26 protein-coding genes are annotated in these 23,969 nt (G+C 73.0%); 13 read left to right on the forward strand and 13 right to left on the reverse strand.

Annotation, left to right across the window (positions count from 1 at the left end; all coding sequences use genetic code 11):
* Positions 1 to 52: 52 nt before the first annotated feature.
* Positions 53 to 1,303 carry an MFS transporter gene (locus NMK34_RS27980; RefSeq protein WP_318335833.1) on the forward strand — a complete coding sequence of 417 codons (1,251 nt, stop codon included), beginning with the start codon at positions 53 to 55 and terminating at the stop codon, positions 1,301 to 1,303.
* 382 nt (positions 1,304 to 1,685) lie between these two features.
* On the opposite strand, the gene NMK34_RS27985 is transcribed toward NMK34_RS27980, so the two are convergent.
* The 3 genes from NMK34_RS27985 to mshA form a co-directional block, all read right to left on the reverse strand.
* A complete protein-coding gene (locus NMK34_RS27985; protein WP_318335834.1) occupies positions 1,686 to 2,612 on the reverse strand; it encodes a hypothetical protein in 927 nt (308 codons plus the stop codon).
* 188 nt (positions 2,613 to 2,800) lie between these two features.
* Positions 2,801 to 3,334 (reverse strand): YbjN domain-containing protein, encoded by a 534-nt coding sequence (locus NMK34_RS27990; RefSeq protein WP_318335835.1) that lies wholly within the window; start codon positions 3,332 to 3,334, stop codon positions 2,801 to 2,803.
* Positions 3,335 to 3,386: 52 nt separating this feature from the next.
* The gene (gene mshA, locus NMK34_RS27995; RefSeq protein ID WP_318335836.1) at positions 3,387 to 4,748 is read right to left on the reverse strand and encodes a D-inositol-3-phosphate glycosyltransferase; all 1,362 of its coding nucleotides are present in this window, start codon (positions 4,746 to 4,748) and stop codon (positions 3,387 to 3,389) included.
* A gap of 171 nt (positions 4,749 to 4,919) precedes the next feature.
* On the opposite strand from mshA, the gene NMK34_RS28000 reads away from it, so the two are divergent.
* The gene (locus tag NMK34_RS28000) at positions 4,920 to 5,684 is read left to right on the forward strand and encodes an SDR family NAD(P)-dependent oxidoreductase (protein ID WP_318335837.1); all 765 of its coding nucleotides are present in this window, start codon (positions 4,920 to 4,922) and stop codon (positions 5,682 to 5,684) included.
* Entirely contained in the window at positions 5,684 to 6,466 is a 783-nt protein-coding gene (locus NMK34_RS28005; RefSeq protein ID WP_318335838.1) for a class I SAM-dependent methyltransferase, read from the forward strand. Before NMK34_RS28000 ends, NMK34_RS28005 begins: the two co-directional genes overlap by 1 nt.
* Positions 6,467 to 6,614: 148 nt before the next feature.
* On the opposite strand, the gene NMK34_RS28010 is transcribed toward NMK34_RS28005, so the two are convergent.
* Positions 6,615 to 7,706: a UDP-N-acetylmuramate dehydrogenase gene (locus NMK34_RS28010; RefSeq protein WP_318335839.1), complete on the reverse strand. Its 1,092-nt coding sequence runs from the start codon at positions 7,704 to 7,706 to the stop codon at positions 6,615 to 6,617.
* A gap of 70 nt (positions 7,707 to 7,776) precedes the next feature.
* Between NMK34_RS28010 and NMK34_RS28015 the strand changes: the two genes are divergently transcribed.
* From NMK34_RS28015 to NMK34_RS28045, 7 genes are all read left to right on the forward strand, one after another.
* Positions 7,777 to 8,532, forward strand: coding sequence for a maleylpyruvate isomerase family mycothiol-dependent enzyme (locus NMK34_RS28015; protein ID WP_318335840.1), 756 nt, complete (start codon positions 7,777 to 7,779; stop codon positions 8,530 to 8,532).
* A 179-nt stretch (positions 8,533 to 8,711) separates the two neighbouring features.
* Entirely contained in the window at positions 8,712 to 10,019 is a 1,308-nt protein-coding gene (locus NMK34_RS28020) for an extracellular solute-binding protein (RefSeq protein WP_318335841.1), read from the forward strand.
* A gap of 70 nt (positions 10,020 to 10,089) precedes the next feature.
* The gene (locus NMK34_RS28025) at positions 10,090 to 11,079 is read left to right on the forward strand and encodes a carbohydrate ABC transporter permease (RefSeq protein ID WP_262013203.1); all 990 of its coding nucleotides are present in this window, start codon (positions 10,090 to 10,092) and stop codon (positions 11,077 to 11,079) included.
* On the forward strand, positions 11,076 to 11,909 hold the full coding sequence (locus NMK34_RS28030) for a carbohydrate ABC transporter permease (protein ID WP_030504579.1): 834 nt from the start codon (positions 11,076 to 11,078) through the stop codon (positions 11,907 to 11,909). Before NMK34_RS28025 ends, NMK34_RS28030 begins: the two co-directional genes overlap by 4 nt.
* Complete coding sequence (locus NMK34_RS28035; RefSeq protein ID WP_318335842.1) at positions 11,906 to 13,273, forward strand: GH1 family beta-glucosidase; 1,368 nt, start codon at positions 11,906 to 11,908, stop codon at positions 13,271 to 13,273. The genes NMK34_RS28030 and NMK34_RS28035 overlap by 4 nt, the downstream gene beginning before the upstream one ends.
* Positions 13,274 to 13,292: 19 nt before the next feature.
* Positions 13,293 to 14,300, forward strand: a complete 1,008-nt coding sequence (locus NMK34_RS28040) for a LacI family DNA-binding transcriptional regulator (protein WP_318335843.1) — start codon at positions 13,293 to 13,295, stop codon at positions 14,298 to 14,300.
* 137 nt (positions 14,301 to 14,437) lie between these two features.
* Complete coding sequence (locus tag NMK34_RS28045; RefSeq protein ID WP_318335844.1) at positions 14,438 to 15,343, forward strand: GNAT family N-acetyltransferase; 906 nt, start codon at positions 14,438 to 14,440, stop codon at positions 15,341 to 15,343.
* On the opposite strand, the gene NMK34_RS28050 is transcribed toward NMK34_RS28045, so the two are convergent.
* Both NMK34_RS28050 and NMK34_RS28055 read right to left on the reverse strand, forming a co-directional pair.
* Entirely contained in the window at positions 15,336 to 15,854 is a 519-nt protein-coding gene (locus NMK34_RS28050) for an O-acetyl-ADP-ribose deacetylase (protein WP_318335845.1), read from the reverse strand. The two genes, NMK34_RS28045 and NMK34_RS28050, sit on opposite strands and share 8 nt — an antisense overlap.
* A gap of 1 nt (position 15,855) precedes the next feature.
* Positions 15,856 to 16,647, reverse strand: coding sequence for an EI24 domain-containing protein (locus tag NMK34_RS28055; RefSeq protein WP_318335846.1), 792 nt, complete (start codon positions 16,645 to 16,647; stop codon positions 15,856 to 15,858).
* 40 nt (positions 16,648 to 16,687) lie between these two features.
* Between NMK34_RS28055 and NMK34_RS28060 the strand changes: the two genes are divergently transcribed.
* Positions 16,688 to 17,680, forward strand: coding sequence for a YafY family protein (locus tag NMK34_RS28060; RefSeq protein WP_318335847.1), 993 nt, complete (start codon positions 16,688 to 16,690; stop codon positions 17,678 to 17,680).
* Here the strand turns inward: NMK34_RS28060 and NMK34_RS28065 are convergent.
* A complete protein-coding gene (locus tag NMK34_RS28065) occupies positions 17,671 to 18,585 on the reverse strand; it encodes an SDR family oxidoreductase (protein ID WP_318335848.1) in 915 nt (304 codons plus the stop codon). The two genes, NMK34_RS28060 and NMK34_RS28065, sit on opposite strands and share 10 nt — an antisense overlap.
* Before the next feature lie 76 nt (positions 18,586 to 18,661).
* Between NMK34_RS28065 and NMK34_RS28070 the strand changes: the two genes are divergently transcribed.
* Entirely contained in the window at positions 18,662 to 19,333 is a 672-nt protein-coding gene (locus NMK34_RS28070; protein WP_318335849.1) for a DNA polymerase beta superfamily protein, read from the forward strand.
* Between the two features lie 4 nt (positions 19,334 to 19,337).
* Here NMK34_RS28070 and NMK34_RS28075 read toward each other — a convergent pair whose 3' ends face one another.
* The gene (locus NMK34_RS28075) at positions 19,338 to 19,787 is read right to left on the reverse strand and encodes a VOC family protein (RefSeq protein WP_318335850.1); all 450 of its coding nucleotides are present in this window, start codon (positions 19,785 to 19,787) and stop codon (positions 19,338 to 19,340) included.
* Positions 19,788 to 19,830: 43 nt separating this feature from the next.
* Between NMK34_RS28075 and NMK34_RS28080 the strand changes: the two genes are divergently transcribed.
* A complete protein-coding gene (locus NMK34_RS28080; protein WP_318335851.1) occupies positions 19,831 to 20,430 on the forward strand; it encodes a CGNR zinc finger domain-containing protein in 600 nt (199 codons plus the stop codon).
* A gap of 1 nt (position 20,431) precedes the next feature.
* Here the strand turns inward: NMK34_RS28080 and NMK34_RS28085 are convergent, their stop codons facing one another.
* From NMK34_RS28085 to NMK34_RS28105, 5 genes are all read right to left on the reverse strand, one after another.
* Positions 20,432 to 21,169 (reverse strand): alanyl-tRNA editing protein, encoded by a 738-nt coding sequence (locus tag NMK34_RS28085; protein ID WP_318335852.1) that lies wholly within the window; start codon positions 21,167 to 21,169, stop codon positions 20,432 to 20,434.
* Between the two features lie 11 nt (positions 21,170 to 21,180).
* The gene (locus NMK34_RS28090) at positions 21,181 to 22,068 is read right to left on the reverse strand and encodes an alpha/beta hydrolase (protein WP_318335853.1); all 888 of its coding nucleotides are present in this window, start codon (positions 22,066 to 22,068) and stop codon (positions 21,181 to 21,183) included.
* Positions 22,065 to 22,379, reverse strand: coding sequence for a DUF2516 family protein (locus NMK34_RS28095; RefSeq protein WP_013288803.1), 315 nt, complete (start codon positions 22,377 to 22,379; stop codon positions 22,065 to 22,067). The genes NMK34_RS28090 and NMK34_RS28095 overlap by 4 nt, the downstream gene beginning before the upstream one ends.
* A gap of 71 nt (positions 22,380 to 22,450) precedes the next feature.
* The gene (locus tag NMK34_RS28100; RefSeq protein ID WP_318335854.1) at positions 22,451 to 23,245 is read right to left on the reverse strand and encodes a hypothetical protein; all 795 of its coding nucleotides are present in this window, start codon (positions 23,243 to 23,245) and stop codon (positions 22,451 to 22,453) included.
* On the reverse strand, positions 23,242 to 23,886 hold the full coding sequence (locus NMK34_RS28105; protein WP_318335855.1) for a helix-turn-helix transcriptional regulator: 645 nt from the start codon (positions 23,884 to 23,886) through the stop codon (positions 23,242 to 23,244). Before NMK34_RS28105 ends, NMK34_RS28100 begins: the two co-directional genes overlap by 4 nt.
* Positions 23,887 to 23,969 lie beyond the last annotated feature (83 nt).

Below are 23,969 nucleotides of genomic sequence, written 5' to 3' on the forward strand. Positions count from 1 at the left end.
CTGTGGATACCGTACGGGACGGAATCGGTAAGGAAACCTTCCTGGAGGACTGGTGCACGGCCTGCGGCGCTGGTGGGACGACACGGCCGGCGGACTGCCGGCCACGTTCTGGTACCTCTGGTCCGGCCTGCTGATCAACCGGGCCGGCGCGTTCGCGCTGCTGTTCCTGTCGCTCTACCTGACCGCCGCGCGGGGCGCACCGCCGTCGCTGGCCGGGCTGGTGGTCGGCGCGTACGGGATCGGTGGTGCGGCCGGCACGCTGCTCGGCGGCGTCCTGGCCGACCGGTGGGGACGGCGGGCCACGCTGCTCGCCGCCCACCTGGCCGCCGCCGTCCTGATGGCGGCGCTGGCGTTCAGCACGCACCTGGCGGCGATCGCCGTACTCGCCACGCTGGTCGGGGTGGCGCACTCGATGCCCAGCCCGGCGTTCGTGGCCGCCATCGTGGACGTGGTGCCCGAGGCGCGCCGCTCCCGCGCGTTCAACCTGCAGTTCTGGGCGTTCAACCTGGGCATGGCGGTGGCCTCGCTGCTGGCCGGCATCCTCGCCGAGGCGAGCTTCACGGCGCTGTTCCTGGTCGACGCCGGAGCCACGCTGGCGGCTGCGGTGGTGATCGCGCTGAAGGTGCCGGAGACGCTCACCCGGCGGCCGGCGCTCACGCCACGGGCGGTGGTGGGACGCCGTCCCGGGCTGCACACCGCACTCACCGACCGCACGTTCCTGGTGTTCGTCGGGCTGACGTTCCTGCTGGCCGTGCTGACCATGCAGACCTCGACGATCATGCCGCTGGCGATGCGCGAGGACGGTCTGCGCCCGTCGGCGTACGGGCTGGTGGTGGCGCTCGGCGGGGCGCTCATCGTGGTCGGGCAGTTGTTCGTGCCCCGGCTCATCGAGCCGTACCGGAAGTCGAACGTGCTGGCCGTCTCCACCGGCCTGATGGCGCTCGGGTTCGGCGCGCTGACGGTGGCCGACGGGCTGCCGCTCTACCTCGGCGCGGCGGTGGTCTGGACGGTCGGGCAGATGCTCGCCGCGCCGCCGAACGCCCAGATCAACGCGGACCTCGCACCGCCCGAGCTGCGCGCCCGCTACCAGTCGGTGTTCTACCTGACGTTCCCGGCCGCGTCGTTCGTGGCACCGGCGCTCGGCGGGCTCAGCCTGGAACACCTCGGCGAGCGGCACTGGCTGGTGGTGGGCGCGCTCGGCCTGCTGGCCGCCGCCGGGCACCTGCTCGCCGGGCCGCGCCGGGAGCGGCGGGTGGCCGCGCTGCGGGCCGCGGCGGCGGAACCGGTGACGTCCGCCCGCTGACGGGCTCGGGAGATGACAACGGCAGAGCGCCCACCCCGACCCCCGTCGAGATGGGCGCTCGTACCGTACGCCCGGCGGCGGCGGGCGACACTCACCCCCGTAAGCGTCGCCCGCTCGCGCCGCCGGTTCCACGGGCGGCACCGTCCCCCAACGGTGTGCTCCACCCGATCTTCGCGTCTCGCCTGCGCGGATCTGATCGATCCACCGCTCCCCCGAACGAAAACAAGCGTGACGCGGTGCAATAAAGTTAGTTCGCCCGGATTCCGGATTCAACCCAGAACGCTGTCTTGCCCGTCACAGCACCCGTGTCGGAACCCGGCTGTCCGTGTCGTCGTCCCTGGAATGGCAAACACGGCGTTCCCGTCGGCCATTCCCGTAAACCTCAGCCGTCCTCGCGATTCGGGTTCTCGGTCCGGAAGAAGTTGCTCTGCCGGCCGTCCCGCATCTGCTCCTGGTAGATCAGGTTCAGCCGCCGCAGGTCGAACGTGCGGAACCAGTCGTCCCAGGTGATCTCCCGGATCCGGCTGCTCTCCCGGTACCCGGGGATGTTGAACGTCAGCACCCCGGGCCGGCCCTCACGTTCGGTACCGGCGATGGTGGCCGGCTTCGCGCCCCGCGCCCGCGCCCAGCGCTGGATCACCTCGTGGTTACGGGTGACCAGGCTCCGGCCCGGACGCTCCGGCCGGTCCGCGAGCGACGTGATGAGCTGCGACGATCCGATCGACCGGCTGGACGCCGGGCCACGGGTCGGCGCGGCCTGCGCACCCGGCGCCTTCCGGGCCGGTGCCGCCTTGGCCCGCGCCGGGGCGCCCTTGGCGCGCGAAGGAGCGGCCTTGGCCCTCGACGGAGTCGCCTTCGCCCGCGACGAGGTCGCCTTCGCCCGAGCCGGAGCCGCCTTGGCCCGAGCCGGAGCCGCCTTCGCCCGGGACGACGCAGCCGTGGCGCGGGCAGGTGCCGCCTTGGCGCGAGCCGGCATCGCCTTCGCCCGCGACGAGGTCGCCTTGGCGCGGGCGGGCGCCGCCTTGCGCGTACCCGTCGCCTTGGCCCGGGCGCCGGTGGCGCGTGCGGCCGGCGCGGCCTTCGCCGGCGACGTGGCGTTGCGGCGGGTGGTCCGCTTCGCCGCAGTGGTCTTCTTCGCGGCGGTGCGGGTCGCCGACGGCCGGCCGGCCGGGCCGGTGCTCCGCCGGGCGGCACCGCCCTCCCCGCGCATCGTTCGCGCCAGGGTCTTCACCAGTTCCGGCTTCCGCAGCGCGGAGATCCCGGAGACCCCGCGCCGCTTGAGCTGGCTGCGGAGGTCGTCCACCTTCATCCGGGAGATCGCCGACTCCGACACCCTCGGGGTGTTCGGCGTCTGATTGCCGGTTCGCCGCTTGGTCCGGGTCGCAGTCGTGCCGCGACCTGAGCTGTTGCGCTGAGCCATGGGACACGCTCCTCGACAGTCCGTCCTCGGCCCGCGGTGGGTCCCAGTGCTCCGCACCGCGCGGGGCGGCATACCCGTCAGGAGGGCTCCGAACCTCCGGCGGACGATCCGGCAGCGGCGGAGGGCTCGAAGAGGTGCGCGAACGCGGCCAGGTTGGCTGTCGACTCGCCGCGCTTGACCCGCCACTCCCACTCCCGGCGGATGGCGGTGCCGAACCCGATCTCCAGCATGCTGTCGAACGACTCGTCCGCGTACGTCAGCACGGAGCCGAGCAGCCGGTCCAGCTCGTCGGCGTCGACCCCGGCCAGGTTGACCCGCCCGGTCAGGTAGACGTCGCCCACCGCGTCGATGGAGAACGAGACGCCGTACATGCGGGCGTTGCGCTGGAGCAGCCACGCCCACAGCTCCTCGCGGCGCTCGTCCGGCTGGCGCATCACGAACGCCTCGACCCGCAGCGCGTGCTCACCCACGATCAGGTTGCAGATCGTCTTGAGCTTGTGTGTGCCGGGCAGCGTCACCGCGTACGACGCCTCGCCGGTGGACTCCCACTCCAGCTCGCGCTCCGCGCAGACGGACTCGATCAGCGCGGCGACCTCACTCCTGCGGCTCATCGCACCCACTCTACGACCGGCGCACCGGGGCCGCCCGGTGCGCCGGTGGAGATCACCAGGAGCACAGCGCGGCCGGTTCGCCGAGCCGCCGCGCCAGCCGGGCCCGGTGCTCGGTGATCGCCTCCCCGTAGACGGCGAGCAGGCCGGAGGCGGTGCGATGCCAGGAGAAGTCGCGGGCGTGCCGCTCGGCGCCGCGACCCAGCGCGGCACGGCGTACCGGATCGGGCAGCAGGCGGGCCAGCGCGCGGGCCCAGTCGACCGGGTCGTGCCCGTCGATGAGCATGCCGCTGACGCCGTCGCGTACCGCCGTCACCAGGCCGCCCACGGCGGCGGCCAGCACCGGCGTGCCGCACGCCTGGGCCTCCAGCGCGACCAGGCCGAACGACTCGTTGTGCGACGGCACCGCGACCAGGTCGGCGGCGCGGTAGAGGGCGGGCAGGTCCGCGCCGGTCTGCGGCGGGAGGAAACGCACCCGGTCGGCGATGCCGAGCGCGTGCGCCAGCTCGATCAGCGCGGTGGGCCGGTCCAGGCCGGTGCCGCTCGGACCGCCGCAGATCACCACGGTCAGCTCGCCGGCCAGCGCCGGATCCCGTTCACGCAGCGCGGCGGCGGCGCGGACCAGCACGTCCGGCGCCTTCAGCGGCTGGATCCGGCCGACGAACGCGACCACGTACCCGTCGGTCGGCAGGCCGAGCCGGCGGCGCGCGGCCCGGGTCGCGGCGTCCCGGTCACCCGCGGCGGGACGGAACCGTTCCAGGTCGACGCCGGGTTCCACGATCGCCACCCGGTCCGGCTCGGCCGCGTACCGGTCGAGCAGGTCGCGGGCCTCCACCCGGGTGTTGGCGACCAGCCGGTCCGCCTCGGTGACCACCTGCTCCTCGCCGATCACCCGGGCCTTCGGCTCGGGACGGTCCCCGGCGGCGAGGCGGGCGTTCTTGACCTTCGCGAGGGTGTGCGCGGTGTGCACAAGCGGTACGCCCCAGCGCTCCTTGGCCAGCCAGCCGACCTGGCCGGAGAGCCAGTAGTGCGAGTGGATCAGGTCGTAGTGGCCCGGCGGACGGGCCGCCTCGGCCCGCAGCACCCCGGCGGTGAAGGCGCAGAGCTGACCGGGGAGTTCCTCCTTGGTCAGCCCCTCCAGCGGCCCGGCGGTGACGTGCCGGACGGACACGCCGGGCGCCACCTCGACCACCGGGGGCAGGTCACCGGCGGTGGCCCGGGTGAAGATCTCCACCTCGACGTCGGCCTCGGCCAGCCGCCGGGCCACCTCAAGGATGTAGACGTTCATGCCGCCCGCGTCACCGGTGCCGGGCTGGTGCAGCGGCGACGTGTGCACCGACAGGGTGGCGATACGGCGGGGCGGCGGCCACGGAAGGGCACCTCGCTGACGACCGACACCGGTGTGCAAATCCGCCACGTCCGCTCCCTCTGTCACGGTTGATGCCGCCCCGCACGACCGGCGCTTCTCGGTCAACCCGTGTGCCGGATGTCATCTTCCCCATCGGGGTACGGAAATGCTTTCCGCCGGGTCCCGGGCGTGACGGACCTCATCCCGCCGCAGGGCCCGGCGACGGGAGACAATGTCCGGATGACTTCAGTCGCCATCGTCACCGGGGCGTCCAGCGGGATCGGCGCGGCCACCGCCCGCCGGCTCGCCGCCGAGGGATTCCACGTGCTGGCCGCCGCCCGGCGTACCGACCGGCTGGCCGCGCTGGTCGCCGAGATCGAGGCGGCCGGCGGCGCGGCGGCAGCGGTGGCCTGCGACGTGACCTCGGACGCGTCGGTGGCCGGCCTGGCCGCCGCCGCCGAGGCCGCCCCCGGGCCGGTCACGCTGCTGGTGAACAACGCCGGCGGCGCCCGCGGCCTGGATCCGGTCGAGACCGCCGACGTGGGCGACTGGCAATGGATGTACGACGTGAACGTGCTCGGCACGCTGCGCGTCACCAAGGCGCTGCTCCCGGCGCTGGAGCGCTCCGGCGCCGGCACGGTCGTGATCGTCAGCTCCACCGCCGGGCACGTGGTCTACGAGGGCGGTGGCGGCTACACGGCCGCCAAGCACGCGCAGACCACGATCGCCGGCACGCTCCGGCTGGAGCTGTGCGGCCGCCCGGTCCGGGTGATCGAGATCGACCCCGGCATGGTGAAGACCGAGGAGTTCGGCCTGGTCCGCTTCGGCGGTGACACCGACCGGGCCGAGGCGGTCTACGCCGGAGTCGCCGAACCGCTCGTTGCGGACGACGTGGCCGACTGCGTCACCTGGTGCGCGACCCGCCCGCACCACGTCAACATCGACCAGCTCGTGGTCCGCCCGCTGGCCCAGGCCGCGCAGCACAAGGTGCACCGGACGTCCTAATGGAGCGTCCGCTCGGCGTGGCCACCCGGGGGACCACCAACCCCAACCGGCTCCGGCGGGTGGACAACTGGATCGTCGAGACCTGCGGCGACGCGCTGCGCGCCGCCGCCGATCCGCTCGTGGTGGACCTGGGCTACGGCGCCACCCCGGTCACCCCCGTCGAACTGCGCGCCCGGCTGGCCGCCGGCGTCCGCGCCGACGTGCGGGTGGTCGGCCTGGAGATCGATCCGGTACGCGTGGCCGCCGCCCTGCCCGCCGCCGACCCGCCCGGGCTGACGTTCGCCAGGGGCGGCTTCGAACTGGCCGGACTACGTCCCGCGCTGGTGCGGGCGTTCAACGTGCTCCGCCAGTACGACGAGAGCGAGGTGGCCGACGCCTGGCACACGGTCACCGGGCGCCTCGCGCCGGACGGGCTGCTGGTCGAGGGCACCTGCGACGAGCTGGGACGGCTCGGCTCCTGGGTGCTGCTCGACGCCACCGGGCCGCGCACGCTCACCCTGTCGGCGAAGCTGACCATGCTGGAGAGCCCTGCCACGCTCGCCGAGCGGCTGCCGAAGGCGCTGATCCACCGCAACGTGCCGGGTGAACGCGTCCACGACCTGATCGAGGCGCTGGAGCAGGCGTGGCGCTCGGCCGCCGGCTACGCCCCGTTCGGCCCCCGGCAGCGCTGGTTGCGGACGGCCGAGGCGGTGAAGGAGTCAGGCTGGCCGATCCAGGACACCCCCCGCACGTGGCGCCACGGCTACCTGACACTCCCCTGGCCCGCCGTAGCTCCCCGCTGACCCCCGCCACCCCGCCCCGTCCCGCCCCCGCCCGCCGCCCTGCCCCCATCGATCTTGCAGTTGCCGCCCCCGCAAAGCGCGTAAGTCGAACATTCCGGGGGCCGAAACTGCAAGATCGGCGAGGTGAGGGGCGAGAGGGGCGAGGGGGTCAGATGGTGCAGTTGATGAGGACTGGCTCGGGGTGGAGGGTTACGCCGAAACGAGACTGGACGCCGTCGCGGATCTCGCGCGCCAGCGCCACCAGCGCGGCCGTACTGGCGGTGCCGGAACGGTTCGTGAGCGCCAGCGTGTGCTTGCTGGAGATGGCGACGCCCTCCGGGCCCGCGTACCCCTTGCCGAACCCGGCCTTGTCGATCAGCCACGCCGCGCTGACCTTCACCGCCCCGTCGGCACCCGGCCAGTGCGGCGGCTCCCCCACCTCGGCGGCGCGTTCCCGCATCTGCTCGAACACCTCGCCCGGCAGCACCGGGTTGGTGAAGAACGAGCCCACCGACCAGGTGTCCGGGTCGGCCGGGTCGAGCACCATGCCCTTGCCGGCACGCAGCTTGCGCACTGTGGCGCGGGCGTCGGCGAGCGGCACCCGGTCGCCGACCTCGACGCCGAGCGCCCGGGCCAGTTCGGCGTAGCGGACCGGGCCGGACAGCGGGGAGCGGGTGAGCCGGAAGTCGACGGTGAGCACCACCCAGCGGTCGCTGTACTTGAAGATGCTGCCGCGGTAGACGAACCCGCAGTCGGCAGCCGGGATGCGGACCACCCGGCGTTCCGTCCGGTCGTACGCCTCGACGGCGACGATCGTCTCGGCCACCTCCTGGCCGTACGCGCCGACGTTCTGGATCGGGGTCGCGCCGGCCGAGCCGGGAATGCCGGAGAGGCACTCCAGCCCGGACCAGCCGTGCTCGACGGTGGCGGCGACGAGGTCGTCCCACGGCTCGCCGGCTTCGACACGTACCGTGACGGTGTCGCCGTCCTCGGCGACGGCCCGGAACCCCCGGGAGCGGACGAGCACGACGGTGCCGGGGAAGCCCTGATCGCCGATCACGACGTTGCTGCCGCCGGCCAGCACCAGGACGGCCTGCTCGCGGGCTTCCGCTTCCTGCACCTTCAGCACGATCTGGGTGGCGTCCTCGGCGGTCTCCAGCCGCCCGGCGGGTCCGCCGAGCCGGAGCGTGGTGTAGCGCGCCAGGGTGGCCGGATCGGTCGGTTCACCGGCAGTAGCCGGTTCGGCGTAGACGTCTGACACGCCTTTCACCCTAGGCTGAGGGGTAGCCGGAGCACCCACTGGTGGCCCGGTCACCCCCGGGAGGATGGCGATGAGCAGACTGCACCACACGAAGGACTTCTGGATCGGCGCGCTGCGTACGGAGGGCCCCGCCTTCGCCGCGGCGGTGGCCGAGGCGCCGCCCGAGACACCCGTGCTGTCCTGTCCCGGCTGGACTGTCACCGACCTCGCTCATCACCTGACCCGCGTGTACGTCTGGGCGGGCACCGTGCTGTCCACGGGCGGCACCACCCGCCCGGAGCGGCACGACCCGGAGCCGCCGGCGGGTCTGACCGCGGCGCAGTGGTACGCGCAGGAGTACGAGCGGATCACCGCGCTGCTGGAGGCGACGGATCCGGAGGCGCCGGCCTGGAACTTCGCACCCCAGCCGAAGAAGGCGGCCTTCTGGCCTCGCCGGATGGCGCACGAGACGGCCGTGCACCGCTGGGACGCCCAGCTCGCGATCGGTGCGGGTGATCCGATCGAGGCGAAGCTCGCGGCCGACGGGGTGAGCGAGGTGCTGGACACCTGGCTGCCGGCGGGACGGCGGGTGCAGCCCGGGCAGTGGCGCGGCGTGGTGCAGTTGAACGCGACCGACGCGGCGCAGGAGTGGTACCTGCGGTTGCGGGGTGAGGGGGTCGCGCTGCTGGACACCGCGACGATCCTCGACCACGACGACCACCGCGCGCGGGCGCAGGTGTCGGGTACGGCGAGCGATCTGCTGCTGGCGCTGATGGGCCGGATCAGCTTCGACACGCTGGACGTGGCGGGCGACCCGGCCCTGCTGGGGGGCCTGCGGGTCGGCTGACGACGGGCACCGGACGGAGAGGGGCGGCGGCCACCCCTCTCCGTTTCTTTTTGGACAGCTCTGAGAGCGCTCTCTTGACAAGGTCCGGGACCCTCCACCACGCTGTCGTGAGAGCGCTCTCTTAGTTCCGGAACCGCCTTCCACCACCCGTTTCGACGACCCGAGAGGTCAGGGACAGCATGCTCACCTTCACGCGCCGCCGCCTGGCGGCGGTGGCCCTGGTCGCCGCCACCGCATTGCTCGGCACCACCGCCTGCGGCGGCGGTGACGATGCCGCCGCCGACGGGCCGATAACGCTCACCGTCGACGTCTTCGGCCAGTTCGGTTACGCCGATCTCTACCAGGAGTACATGGCCAGCCACCCCGGCGTGAAGATCGTCGAGCGGGGCACCGGCGGCAACCTCGACGAGTACTCCCCGAAGCTCACCCAGTGGCTCGCCGCGGGCAAGGGCGCCGGCGACGTGGTCGCCATCGAGGAGGGCCTGCTCGTCGAGTACAAGGCCAACCCGCAGAACTTCGTCAACCTGCTCGACCACGGCGCGGCCGACCTGAAGGGCAACTTCCTCGACTGGAAGTGGAACCAGGGACTCACCGCCGACGGCAAGCAGCTCATCGGCCTCGGCACCGACGTCGGCGGCATGGCGATGTGCTACCGCACCGACCTGTTCGCCAAGGCCGGTCTGCCCACCGACCGGGAGGCCGTGTCCAAGCTCTGGCCCACCTGGCAGGACTACATCAAGGTCGGCGAGCAGTTCACCGCGAAGAAGACCGGCGCCTCGTTCCTGGACGCCGCGACCAACACCTTCAACACGATCCTGCTCCAGACCGCCGGCAACAGCAGCGGCTACAGCTACTACGACACCGGCAACAACCTGGTCGTGGGCAGCAACCCGGCGGTGAAGCAGGCGTACGACACCACGATGGACATCATCGACTCGGGGCTGTCCGGCAAGTACGGTTCCTGGTCCGAGGAGTGGGTGTCGGCGTTCAAGCAGTCGAAGTTCGCCACCATCGCCTGCCCGGCCTGGATGACCGGCGTGATCGAGGGCAACGCGGGCGCCGCGGCCAAGGGCAAGTGGGACATCGCCCAGATCCCCGGCAACGGCGGCAACTGGGGCGGCTCGTTCCTCGCCGTGCCGAAGCAGAGCAAGCACCAGGCCGAGGCGATCGAGCTGGCCAAGTTCCTGACCAGCGCCAAGGGTCAGATCGGCGCGTTCAAGGCGAAGGGCCCGCTGCCGTCGTCCCCGCAGGCGCTGGAGGACCCGGCGATCATCGACTCGAGGAACGCCTACTTCTCCGAGGCGCCGGTCGGGAAGATCTTCGCCGAGGGCGCCAAGAGCCTGAAGCCGGTCTACATGGGACCGAAGAACCAGGCCGTACGCACCGAGGTGGAGAACGCCGTCCGCTCGGTGGAGCTGGGCAAGCGCTCACCGGAGCAGGGCTGGACCGACGCGGTCGCCAACGCCGAGAAGGCCGCCGCCAAGTAACCCGAGCAGCGCGTGCGGGCGGCCACCCGGCCACGGGGGCCGCCCGCACGGCGGAAAGGAGTCCCGGGTCATGGCCGTCCAGCTCGACGCCCGCCCGCCGGTCGCACCGGCACCCCGCCCCACCCGTCCCGGCCTGGGCAACCGGCTCAGCCGGATCGACACCAAGTACTCGCCGTATCTGTTCATCGCCCCGTTCTTCCTGCTGTTCGGCGTCTTCGGGGCGTACCCGCTGGCGTACACGTTCTGGGTCTCGCTGCACGACTGGGACCTGCTCGGCGCCGAGCACCCGTTCATCGGCTTCGACAACTACACCCAGCTGCTCGCCGACTCGGACTTCTGGCACTCGGTCGTCAACACGCTGGGCATCTTCGTGATCTCCACGGTCCCCCAGTTGCTCGCCGCGCTCTGGCTGGCCAACCTGCTCAACCGGCAGTTGCGCGCCCGTACCACCTGGCGGATGGCGGTGCTGATCCCGAACGTCACCTCGACCGCCGCCGTGGCGATCGTGTTCGCGGTGCTGTTCGGCCGCGAGTTCGGCATGATCAACTGGCTGCTCGACCACGTCGGGATCAGCGCGATCGACTGGAAGGCGAACCGGTTCGCCGCGTGGGTCGCCATCTCCACCATGGTCGACTGGCGCTGGACCGGCTACAACGCGCTCATCTTCCTGGCCGCCATGCAGGCCATCCCCCGCGACCTGTACGAGTCGGCGGCGATCGACGGCGCCGGCCGGGCCCGCCAGTTCTGGTCCATCACGGTGCCGCTGCTCAAGCCGACGATCATCTTCGCGGTCATCATCTCCACCATCGGCGGCCTCCAGCTCTTCACCGAGCCGCGGATGTTCAACTCCGGCACCAACGCGATCCGCGGCGGACCGCTGCGCGAGTCGCAGACGGTGACCATGTACATGTTCGAGAACGCCTTCGCGCCGCACTACAACTTCGGCTACGGCTCGGCAGTCGCCTGGCTGCTGTTCGCCCTGATCGCCGTGGTCGCGGCGATAAACGTCCTGCTCCTGCGCCGGCTCGGCGGCGGCTCCCGCAAGGAGGTCTCCCGATGACCCGCCTCTGGTCGGCAAGCCGGCTCACCTACCTGGCGCTGACGCTCTCGGCCGTCCTGTCGATCTTCCCGATCTACTGGATGTTCGTGGTGGCCAGCCGGACCAGCGACACCATGGGCCAGGTGCCGCCGCCGCTCACCCCGGGCGGCAACCTCGGCGCCAACATCGCCCGGCTGTTCGACAACACCGACGCGTACTTCCTGACCGGCCTGATCAACTCGGCGATCGTGGCCACCACGGTGACGATCTCGGTGGTGTTCTTCTCCACGCTGGCCGGGTTCGCGTTCGCCAAGCTGCGCTTCCGCGGGCGCAACGCGCTGCTGCTGGTCATCGTCGCCACCATGATGGTTCCCACCCAGCTCGGCGTGATCCCGCTCTACCTGCTCATGACGAAACTGAACTGGAACGACAGGCTGCCCGCGGTGATCGTGCCGGCGCTTGTCACAGGCTTCGGCGTGTTCATGATGCGCCAGTACGCCGGCCAGGCCGTGAGCACCGAGCTGATCGAGGCGGCCCGGATGGACGGCTGCAACACCGCGCGGATCTACTGGAACGTCGTGCTGCCCGCGCTGCGCCCGGCCGCCGCCGTCCTCGGCCTGCTCACGTTCATGACCACCTGGAACGACTTCCTCTGGCCGTACGCGGTGCTGAACGACCCGGAGAACCCGACGGTCCAGCTGTCGCTGCGGGCCCTCTCCGACGGGTACTACCAGGACATGTCGCAGGTGTTCACCGGCACGGCCATCGCCACGCTGCCGCTGCTGCTGGTGTTCATCGTCTTCGGCCGCCAGATCATCGGCGGGATCATGGAAGGTGCGGTCAAGGCATGAGCAACGTCCGATTCCCGGAGGGCTTCGTCTGGGGCGGGGCCACCGCCGCGTACCAGATCGAGGGCGCCGCCCGCGACGACGGTCGCGGCCCGTCGATCTGGGACACCTTCAGCCGTACGCCGGGCGCGGTGTTCGCCGGCCACACCGGCGACGTGGCCTGCGACCACTACCACCGGTACGCCGAGGACGTCGCACTGATGGCCGACCTGGGGCTGCGGGCGTACCGGTTCTCGGTGTCCTGGCCCCGGGTGCGGCCCGACGGCACCGGCCCGGCCGAGCCGCGCGGGCTGGACTTCTACGACCGGCTGACCGACGCGCTGCTGGACGCCGGCCTCGACCCGATCGTCACGCTTTACCACTGGGATCTGCCGCAGGCGCTGGAGGACCGGGGCGGCTGGACCGTCCGGGAGACCGCCGAGCACTTCGCCGAATACGCGCTCGCCGTGCACGGCCGCCTCGGCGACCGGGTCCGCACCTGGACCACTCTCAACGAGCCGTGGTGCTCGGCCTACCTCGGGTACGGCTCCGGGGTGCACGCGCCGGGACGCCGCGACGCCGGTGACGCGTTCCGGGCCGTACACCATCTGCTGCTCGGCCACGGCCTGGCGGCGCGGGCGCTGCGCGCGGCGGGCGCGGAAACGCTCGGGATCACGCTCAACCTGGCCGACGTGCAGCCGGCGGACGCGGGCAGCGCCGCTGACGCCGAGGCGGTCCGGCTGGTCGACGGCCTGCACAACCGGATCTTCCTGGACCCGCTCACCGGCGCCGGCTACCCGGCGGACGTGCTGGCCCACGTCAGCCGGATCGTCACGCCGGACTTCATCAGGGACGGGGACGAGAAGCTGATCGCCGCGCCGCTGGACCTGCTGGGCCTGAACTACTACGCACCCACCTACGTGGCCGGGCGTGCGGGCGGCGCGGGCGGCGACGCGTACCCGGGGACCGCCGGGACCGTCGAGTTCCTGCCGCCGGCCGGTCCGCTGACCGACATGGGCTGGTCGATCGAGCCCGCCGGGCTGACCCGGCTGCTGGAACGCGTGGCTGCCGACCATCCCGGACTACCCCTGATGATCACCGAGAACGGCGGGGCGTTCCCCGACACCGGCCTCGACGAGCAGGGCAGGGTGGCCGACGCCGACCGGGTCGCCTACCTCGACGGGCACCTGCGCGCGGCACACGAAGCCATCGCCCGCGGCGTGGACCTGCGCGGTTATCTCGTATGGTCGGTGCTGGACAACTTCGAATGGGCCGAGGGTTACCGGAAGCGGTTCGGGATCGTCCACGTCGACTACCTGACCCAGCGGCGCACACCAAAGCACAGCGCCCGCTGGTACCAGGAGGTGATCGCCCGGAACGGGCTGTGACGAGGTGGTGGTTACGGGGATGACGACGGCACAGCGACCGACCCTGGAGGCGGTGGCCCGGCTGGCCGGCGTGTCCCGGGCCACCGTCTCCCGGGTGGTGAACGGCTCGACCACTGTCGCCGAGCCGATCCGGCAGGCGGTACGCCGGGCGGTCGAGGAACTCGGGTACGTCCCGAACCTCGCCGCCCGCAGCCTGGTCACCCAGCGGACCGACTCGGTCGCGCTGGTGATGCCCGAGGCGGCCACCCGGGTGTTCTCCGACGACCAGGTGTTCCCGGGCATCATCCGGGGCGCGGCACAGGAGCTGGAGGCGGCGGACAAGCAGCTCGTGCTGATGCTCGCCGGTTCGCCGGCCGGGCACGAACGGGTGGAGCGGTACACCACCGGGCGGCACGTCGACGGGGTGCTGTTCGCCTCGCTGCACGGCGAGGACCCGCTGCCCGGCCGGCTGGCCCGGCTCGGCATCCCGGTGGTGTGCAGCGGGCGGCCACTGGACGGCGCCGACGTGCCGTACGTGGACGTGGACCACGAGGGCGGCGTGAGCACTGCGGTGCGGCACCTGATCGCGAGCGGTCGGCGGCGGATCGCCACCATCGCCGGGCCGCAGGACATGGTCGCCGGGATCGAACGGCTGATCGGCTACCGCACCGCGATCACCGAGGCCGGGCTGCCGGAGCTGGTCGCGTACGGCGACTTCACCCGCGAGTCCGGCACCGCCGCGATGCGCGAACTGCTCGCCGCCGACCCGGAGCTGGACGCCGTGTTCGCCGCCTCCGACCTGATGGCGCACGCCGCCCTGCGCACGCTGCGGGAGGCCGGGCGGCGGGTGCCCGAGGACGTGGCGGTGATCGGGTTCGACGACATCGAGACGGCGGCGTACACCGAGCCGCCGCTGACCACGGTGCGGCAGCCGATAGTGGAGCTGGGCCGGTCGATGACCCGGCAACTGCTGCGCATCGCGGCGGGCGAGACGATCGAACAGGCGCTGGTGCTGCCGACCGAGCTGGTGCTGCGCGAGTCCGCGTAAGGAAGGGCCCCCTCTTAACGCCTCAGGTAGAGGAGGGGGCCCTTATTAACAGCCCGCCGGGTGACAGCCAGCCGGGTGACAGCCGCCGCGCGTTAACCGGTCGCGGGCGGGCGGGCGGCGGGGCTAGGGTCCGCCGGATGAGTGGAGCCGAGATCCGTCCCGCCCGCCCCGACGACGCGCCCGCCGTGGTGGCGTTGCGCGCGCTCGTCTACCCGTACCTGGTTCGCGGCGTCGAGTCGACCCGCCGGATGATCGCCGAACCACCGGCCGGCGAGGACTGGGCGGCCTGGGTCGCCGAGGCGGACGGGCAGGTCGTGGGCTGGGTGTCCGCGTACCGCAACACGCAGACCTCGACACCGGGAGTGGGCGAGATGGCCCTGCTGCACGTCCACCCGGAGCACCGCCGCCGGGGCACCGGCACCGCGCTGTTCGACACCGCGCTCGACCACCTGCGGACGCTCGGGACCACCCGGGTGCTGACCCATGCGCGAACCGAGTCGCTGCCGTTCGCGCAGCGGCACGGCTTCACACCGAGCCGGGAGCTGCGCTACTCGGCACTGGACCTGAGCACCGCCCCGCCGATGCCGCAGGCGCCGCCGGGCGTACGACTGGTGTCCGCCGCCGGGCTCGACCCGCGCCAGGTGCACCGGGTCGACGCCGAGGCGTCCCGGGACGAACCGGGCGACGTGCCGACGGACTCGCTCGGCTTCGACCTGTGGCTCCACGAGTGCTGGGACAACCCGGGGCTGGACCGGGAGGCGAGCACGCTCGCCGAGGTGGACGGCGACCTGGTCGCGCTGAGCCTGGTGAAGCGCGACGGCGACCGGATGTGGTCGGACTTCACCGGCACGCTGCCCGCGTACCGGGGGCGAGGGCTGGCCCGGCTGGCCAAGCAGGCCGCGCTGCACGCCGCCGCCGCGCGCGGGGTACGCACCGCGTACACCTCGAACGACGAGGCGAACGCGCCGATGCTGGCGGTGAACGAGCGGCTCGGCTACCGGCCGGTGGGCAGCCAGTGGTCGTGCCGGCGCACGCTCAGCTGAGCCCGGCTGCCACCCGCACCGCTGTGGCGTACGTGTCAGCGCCGAACAGCACCAGCCGCGCCTCGGTGACGTGCTCCGGAGTGGCCGCGTGCAGCACGGTGAGCGCCTGCGCCACCGCGTCCTCGACCGGCCAGCCGAAGATCCCGGCGGAGATGAGCGGAAACGCGATCCGGAGGGCACCCAGCCCGTCGGCGACGCGCAGGCTGTTGGCGTAGCAGTCACGCAGCAGCGCCGAGCGGTCCTCGCGCGGCGAGAAGACCGGGCCGACCGTGTGCACCACCCAGCGGGCGGGCAGGTCGCCGGCGGTGGTGGCGACGGCCTGGCCGGTGGGCAGCCCGCGCCCGTAGCGGGAGGCGCGCAGCGCGCGGCACTCCTCCAGGATCGCCGGGCCGCCGCGCCGGTGGATCGCGCCGTCCACTCCCCCGCCGCCGAGCAGCGACGAGTTGGCGGCGTTGACTATCGCGTCGACCTGCTGCGCGGTGATGTCCCCCTCGATCAGGACGGTGTCCATCTCAGCTCTCCTCGATCGGCTGGCCCAGCGAGCGGCGGGCCAGCAGCGCGGCCCCGGCGACGGCGGCCGGCATGACCAGCACCGCGCCGAGCGGGATCAGGAAGCACAGGAAGACCGCCACCCCGAAACCGAGCGCTGCCGGCCGGTCGGCCCGCAGCCGCGCCCGCCGGTCCGGCAGCCGCATCCCCCGCCGGTAGAACGGCGCGCCGACCAGCTCCAGCGCCAGGAACCAACCACCCACCAGGGCGCCGACCACCGGGACCACCGTCTGTCCCACCACCGGGATGAAACCAGCGGCGAACAGGGGTACGCCGATCAGCGCGGACAGCGCCACCAGGCGCAGCGAGTCGGCGAGGCTGCGTCGCAGCGAGGACCAGAACGGCACGTCCACGGCGCCGGGGGTGCCGCCGAGCCGGTCCTCGACCCGCTCGGAGATCGCCTCGTAGAACGGGTCGCCGATGACGAGTGTGACGGCGGTGAACGTGAGCACCCCGACCAGCCCGGCGACCCCGACCACCGCCAGCCCGGCGGCGACCCGCAGCAGCCCGCGCCAGGGCGACGACCAGTCGTCGGCGAACGGGGTGAGCCAGCCCGCCAGGTCGTCGACGAAGTAGAGCAGCGTGGCGAACAGGGCCACGTAGAGCGCGCCGGTGATCAGCGCCGGGATCACGCCGAGCAGCATCAGCTTCGGGCTGCGGACGTACATGCCGAAGCCGCGCAGCAGCAGGCCGGCGCCGCCGAGGAAGCGGGTGGCCGCGCCGGTGACCGGCGCGATCGTACGGGAGGCGTTCACGACGGCACAGCCTAATCTGCCGGTGCACCACAATGGGCGGGTGCGTGCGTCCCGGCTGATCTCGCTTGTGCTGCTGCTCCAGTCGCGGGAGACGATGACCGCCGCCGAGCTGGCCCGCGAGCTGGAGGTGTCCGAGCGGACCGTCTACCGGGACGTGCTGGCGCTCTCCGCCGCCGGCGTTCCGGTGTACGCGGACCGAGGCCGGGCCGGCGGCTACCGGCTGCTGGGCGGCTACCGGACCCGGCTGACCGGGTTGAGCCGGGACGAGGCCGAGGCGCTGTTCCTGGCGGGGTTGCCCGGCCCGGCCGGGGACATGGGACTGGCCGACTCGGTCGCCGCCGCCGAGCTGAAGGTGCTCGCCGCACTGCCGCCGAGCCTGCGGGACGCGCCCGCGCGTACCGGGCAGCGGTTCCACCTGGACGTACCAGGCTGGTTCCGGGAGACCGCGCCGCCGCCGGCCCTCGCCGAGCTGGCCCGGGCGGTCTGGCGGGACCGGATGGTGGAGTTGCGCTACCGGCGCGGGGACCGGGAGGTGACCCGCACGCTGGCGCCGTACGGGCTGGTGCTGAAGAACGGGGTCTGGTACCTGGTCGGCCGGGTCGGTGACGGCTGGCGGACGTACCGGGTGGACCGGGTGGTCGCGGTCGAGGTGGGCGCCGACGGCTTCGAGCGGGACGAGGGCTTCGACCTCGGGGCGTACTGGCGGGAGCAGGCGGGCGCGTTCCTGCGGGAGCTGCTGCGGGAGCGGGTGACGGTGCGGCTGGGCCCGGCCGGGTTGCGGGCGCTGCGGCACCTGGTGGACGCGCCGTTCGTCTACACCGAGGCGGTGGACGCGGCCGGGCCGCCGGACGAGCAGGGCCGGCTGGTGCTGCGGCTGCCCGTCGAGTCGGTCGACGTCGCGTACGGCCAGTTGCTGGCGCTGGGCCCGGAGGTGGAGGTGCTGGCGCCGCCGCGGCTGCGGGCACGCTTCGCCGAGGCGACCCGCCGCGCGGCGGCGCTCTACACCGATCCGCCGTCCGACGATCAGCGGTAGCCGTCCGGGTCGGCCGGCTTACCAGGCTTGACCACCTCCTCGTAGTAGCGGGCCCAGTGCGGGCGGCTGCCGTCGACGTCGGTGAAGCCGTACACCTGGGCCAGGCCGCCGCTGTCGAGAGACTGCCCGTTCCAGCGGGCCCGGTCCGGGTCGGCGGCCAGGGCGGCGACCGCGCGCCCGACGAACGCCGGCGTCTCCGACATGACGAAGTGCGGCTCGGTGGTCGCGCCGTCACGCCAGTTCGCCTCGGTGACGCCGTAGTGTTCGAGCATCGCCTCCGAGCGCAGCCAGCCGGGCGTGAGCGCGACGGCGGTGCAGCCGTGCGGGGCCAGCTCGTGGGCCTGGCTGAAGCCGAGGCGGTTCACCGACACCTTGGCGAGGTCGTAGAAGACCGACAGGCGGTACTCGCTGTCGTTGTGCTCCTTCGTGCCGTCGCCGACCTCGACGACCAGGCCGCCCGGGTTGCGGATCAGCAGCGGCAGCGCGAAGTGGCTGGTGATGATGTGCGTATCGACAGCGAGCCGCAGCGTGCGGAAACCGGCGTCGAGCGGCTGTTCCCAGACCGGCTTCTCCCAGGTGATCAGCGGGTCCGCGCCCCAGACGTCGTTCACGAGCACGTCGAGCCGGCCCTGCTCGGCGTCGATCCGCTCGACCAGGCCGCGTACCTGCTCGGGGTCGAGGTGGTCGACGGCGACGGCGATGCCGGTGCCTCCGGCGGCGGTGACCAGCTCGGCGGTCTCCTCGATCGTCTCCGGCCGGTCCATCTCGGAGCGGCGCTCGCGGGTGGTGCGGCCGGTGGCGTAGACGGTGGCCCCGGCGGCGCCGAGCTGCACGGCGATCTGCCGGCCGGCGCCCCGGGTCGCGCCCGCGACGAGCGCGACGGTTCCGGTCAGTGGTGAGTTCATGAGACCACCGTGTCACCGATACCTGACAGCGGAAGTCCGGTTTCCCCGGAGAACCGGATGGGCGATCATCACCGGTATGCACCTGCTGCTGTCCGGGATCGTCGGCTCGGTCGCGTACGGGCTGGCCGGTCCCGGCTCGGACACCGACCGGATCGGCGTGTTCGCCGCGCCCACTGTCGCGTTCCACGGCCTGCGCCCGCCGCGCGAGTCGGTGGTGACCACCGACCCGGACGTCACGCTGCACGAGGCCCGCAAGTACGCGCTGCTGGCGCTCAGCGGCAATCCGACCGCCACCGAGCTGATGTGGCTGCCCGACGACTGCTACGAGACACGTACCGGGTTCGGCGAGGAGCTGATCGCGATCCGGTCTGCGTTCCTCAGCGCGTCCCGGGTCCGCGACGCCTACCTCGGGTACGCCTCGCAGCAGTTCCGCAAGCTCGCCGGCCGGCCCGCCGACGCCGGTGGGCGGCGTCGCTCGGCGAAGCACGCCCGGCACCTGGCGCGGCTGCTGCACCAGGGCCGGGCGCTGTACGCGACAGGCGTGCTGGAGATCCGCCTCGCCGACCCGGAGTGGTTCCGCGCGTTCGGCGAACGGGTCGCCGGTGGCGCGCTGGACGAGGCGCAGGCCCTGGTGGCGGCCGCCGAGGCGGAGTTCGACCGGACCCGTTCGCCGCTGCCGGAGCGCCCGGACGAGGAGACAGTGGAACGGTGGCTGCTCGCCGTCCGGGCGGCGTACCTGCCGCGCTGAGCGGTCACTGCACGTCGAACTCGTTGCCCTCCGGGTCTGCCATCGTGGTGTGCGCGCTGCCCCGGTCGGCGACCTCGGCCAGCACCGTCGCGCCGAGCGCGGTCAGCCGCTTCACCTCGGCCGCCCGCCCGTCCGGACCGACGTGCAGGTCGACGTGGAGGCGATTCTTCACCCGCTTGGGTTCGGGGACGGCCTGGAACAGGAACCGCCGGCCCAGCCCGGTGCCGCTGGCCGGGTCGACCGGGTCGTCCGGGTGGCGTACCGCCGCCAGCTCGCGCCATGCCTTGCGGCCGTCCACCTCGACGTACGCCTCCGGCGGCACCGCACCGGCGGCGGCCAGCCGCTCGATCAGCACGCTGTTGTCCTCGACCTGGTAGCCGAGCGCCTCGGCCCAGAAGCGGGCCAGCCCGATCGGGTCGGCACAGTCGATGACGAGTTTCCAGTCCCGCGCCATGTGTCCTCCGTGGTCAGCTGGTGTAACCAGTTATAGTGGTTACGTGACGAACGGCGCAAGCGGACTCACCCTGATCAGTCCTGAAGGCACGAGATACCGCTTCGACCCGGGCGCGCTCTGCCTGGAACTGCTGACCACCGGCGGTCCGGGCGCGTTCGCCCGCTACGAGGTGCTGCACCGGCCGGACGACCTCGCGGGCTGGCTGGCCGTGTCCCGGCTGCGCCTGGACCCCGCCACCGTCACCGTCGGCACGGACGACCTGGCCGCCGCCCGCCGGCTGCGCGACGCGCTCTGGCGGGTGGCGCAGGCGCGTACCCGAGACGAGGCCCCGCCCGCCGCGGACCTGACGGTGGTGAACGACGCCGCGGCCGGGCTGCCGCTGAGCCCGCAGGCCGGCTCCGACGGCAGCCGGTCCTGGCGTACGCCGCTGACCGGCGCGCAGGTCGTCGCGACGTTCGCCCGGGACGCGGTCGACCTGCTCACCGGCCCGTACGCGGACCGGATCCGGGAGTGCGGCGCGCACGACTGCTATCTGGTCTTCGTGGACACCTCGCGGCCGGGGCAGCGCCGCTGGTGCGCCATGGAGCGCTGCGGCAACCGGCAGAAGGCACGCGCGCTGCGGTCCCGGCGCGCGCCCGGCTGACTCAGTCCGCCAGGCGCACGCGTACCCGGCGGTTGGCCCGCCCCTTGCTCTCCACCTTGACCACCTGGACCTTGCCGATCTGGGCGGTGGAGGCGACGTGCGTGCCGCCGTCGGCCTGCACGTCCAGCCCGACGATGTCGACGATCCGCACCTCCTGCTCCTCCGGCGGGATCAGGTTCGACTGGGTACGGATGATGTCCGGCAGCGCGAGCGCCTCGGCGCGCGGCAGCACCCGCACGGCCACCGACCGGTCGGCGGCCACCTCGGCGTTCACCAGCTCCTCGATGCGGGCCTTGAAGTCCGGCGGCACCTCGGGGAGGTTGAAGTCCATCCGCGCCTCGCCCGGCTCCATGTTGCCGCCCGTGACGAGCGCGCCGAAGTCGCGGAACACCACGCCGCAGAGCACGTGCAGCCCGGAGTGGGTACGCATCAGCATGGTCCGGCGGGCGTCCTCCACCGCGCCGGCCACCTCGGTGCCGACCGGCGGCACCGGATCGCCCTCGGCTGGGATCAGCCACAGGTCGTCGCCCTTGCGGGTGCCGACGATCCGGGTCTGTACGCCCTGCCAGAGCAGCACCCCGTGATCCGGCGGCTGCCCGCCGCCGCCGGGGTAGAACGCGGACCGGTCCAGCACGATGCCCTGCTCGGGATCGGCCGCCAGCACCCGGCAGGTCCACTCGCGCAGGGTCGGGTCCGCGAGGTCGAGCCGGTGGGTACGGCCGTGGTGTGTGACGCCCATGGACGGCGACGTTACCCGTTCAGGAACTCCGAGAGGCGCTCCCGCAGGTCGGCGCGCTCGGTCCAGAGCACGCCGGGCCTGTCGTACACGTGCAGTGTGGCGTTCGGCAGCGCGGCGGCGAGCCGTTCGGCGACGGCGACCGGGTGCAGGTCGTCCTCGGCGGCGGCGATGACCAGGGCCGGCGCGGTGACCGCGGCGAGCGACCCGGCGTCGTCGAGCGGGGCCTGGGCGGGCAGGTCGGCCAGCCCCGGCGCGAGCCCGTCGCGCAGCAACTGGTCGAGTCGTTGCCGCAGGTACGCCCACCCGGCCGGGGTGTTGCGCACCGACGGCGGCAGTTCCAGCGACACCGCGTCGGCCAGTGCCGAGGCGTCGCCCTCGGCCACCGCGTCGAGCAGGCCGGTGAGCCGGGCGCGGGCCACCTCACCGCGAGGTGTGTCCAGCACGGCGGGCAGGAAGAAGACGAGTCGCTCGAAGCGTTCCGGGCTCTCCGCGAGCAACCGGCAGAGCGCGCCCGCGCCGAGACTGGCGCCGAACGCCCGGGTCGCACCACTCAGGTCTGCGACGGCGCGCAGGTCACGGGCGAGGTCCAGGTAGCTCCACGGCCCGGGCGGGGAGTCGGAGCGGCCGTGCCCGCGGAACTGGAAGAAGATGCGCCGCCCGACGACGCCGCTGCCGAACGGGCGGGTGGTGGCGATGCCACTGCCCAGCCCGTGCGCGAACACGGTGACCGGGTCACCGGTGCCGGTGACAAGCCGTTCCAGGCTCACCCCGTGCGGGGTGGCGACCAGCTCCGTCTCCGGCTCGGGCAGCGCGGGACGCCCGGTCCGGGGCGCGCCGGGGCCGGGCCCCCAGGTGCGGGGACCGCCGTCCGGCGGCGGAGGCCAGCGGAAACCTCTCACCAGGACCCTCGGCCGTCGTGCAGATCCCGCAAGCCGGGCCGCACGTCGAGCAGGTAGATCAGACCGGCGGCGATGCCGATCAGTCCGAACAGGCTGATCGGGCCGAAACCGAGCAGGGTCAGCAGCAGGCAGACCGCCAGGATGGCGACCCAGCCGCCCTTGGGCAGCGTGCCGAGCGCGGCGAAACCGTCGCCGCGCTGGGTGACCGCGTGCACCAGCGCCACTCCCTGTACGACCAGGGCGAAGACGAGCAGGATCAGCTGGATCACGTCTTGGACTGCGAACGCGAAGATCGGCGCGGCGATGGCCATGGGGGCAAGCTTATGCCGAGACCCCGGAAACGTCCGACAAGACGTTGTCCGGGGTCCGGTGGAGCATCAGGTCACTCGGCGGCCGGGCGGGTCCGCTTCGCGGCCTTCGGCAGCTTCGCCGACGGGGTGGCCGGCTTGGTCGCCTTGGTGACGGTCGTCTTGGCGACGGCCTTGGTGGCGGTCGCCTTGGTGGCGGTCGCCTTGGTGGCGCGGGTGCGCTTCACCGCGGCCGGCTTGGCGGCCACCGCCTCGGCCACCTCGGCCGGGCTGGGCACCTCGGTCGTCGCGGCGGCCTTCGGCGCGGTCGCCGGCTTCGGGGTGATCTCGGTCTTCGGGGCCACGTCGACGCCGGTGGCCTCGGTGGCCTCGATGTCGGCGTTCACCGTGTCGGCGGCCTCCAGCACGCCGGCGCCGACGACGCGCTCACCGCGGGCGACCAGCTCGGCGTACGCGGCCAGTGCGCGCTCCTGCGCGGCGTGCGCCCCGGCCACCACGACGGCGGCGTTGCGGGTGGCGGCCTCGCGGAGCTTGTCCAGGTTGGCGGCCTCGCGCAGCTTCTCCAGGTTCGCCGCCTCGCGGAGCTTCTCCAGGTTGGCCGCCTCGCGGAGCTGGTCGAGGTCGGTGGCGACGGCGCGCTCGCGCAGCCCGGTGGCGGTCTGGTTGGCGGTCTTCAGCGTCTCGGTGGCCTTCTGGCGCAGCTCGAAGCCGGTGACGACGGCCTTGCCGCCGAGGTCGGTCACCACCCGGGTGCCGAGGCCGCTGACCACGGTGGGCAGCTTGCGCAGCTGCTCCAGGGCCAGCTCACCGGCACCGGCGGCGGCGTAGAGGGGTGCGGGGATGCGGTTGGTCTTCGGCTGGGTGGTCATGACTGCTCCTCTTCGGCCGCACCGGCGGCCTTCCGGGCCGCCCGGCGGGCGGTCGTGTCCTGCGGGGCGGCGGTGGTCGGGGCGGGCGCGGTGGTCGGGGCGGGCGCGGCACCCGCTTCGGTGACGGCTACCGATTCGAGGACCGCCTCGGTCGGCGTGCCCTCCGGCGTGACCGGACCGGTCGCGGCCGCCGCCACCGTCGCCGGGGCCTCCGGCGCGGAGGCCGGCTCGGTCGCGCCGGCCTTCTCGGCCGTGGCGGCCGTCTCCGCCGTCGTGGCCGCCTCGGTAGCCTCGGCCAGGCGGGCGTTCTCGCGCCGGAACGTCTCGTAGATCTGGGTGAGCGACTGCTTCTGGGCCATGGTCAGCTCGGGGTCGACGGCGATCGCCGCGAGCACGCCCTGGCCCTCCTTGTCGTCCAGCAGTCCGGCACGCAGGTACATCGCCGGGGTGGAGACACGAAGCGCGCTGGCGAGCTGCTGGAGCACCTCGGCACTCGGCTTGCGCAGCCCGCGCTCAATCTGGCTCAGGTAGGGATTGCTGACGCCCGCCTGCTCGGCGAGCTGGCGCAGTGAGATCTTCGCGTTGCGCCGCAGGTCGCGAATGAACCCGCCGACATCGGGAAGGTCCTTGCTGGTGGCCATGACTCAACGCTAGCTCGGTCCGCTAACTCCTGCAAGCAAAACGCTAGCCAGAGTTAGCAGGGTCACCGACGGTGGGTTGCGGA

The sequence above is a fragment of the Micromonospora sp. BRA006-A genome (genome assembly GCF_033433935.1).
GTDB lineage: Bacteria > Actinomycetota > Actinomycetes > Mycobacteriales > Micromonosporaceae > Micromonospora > Micromonospora aurantiaca.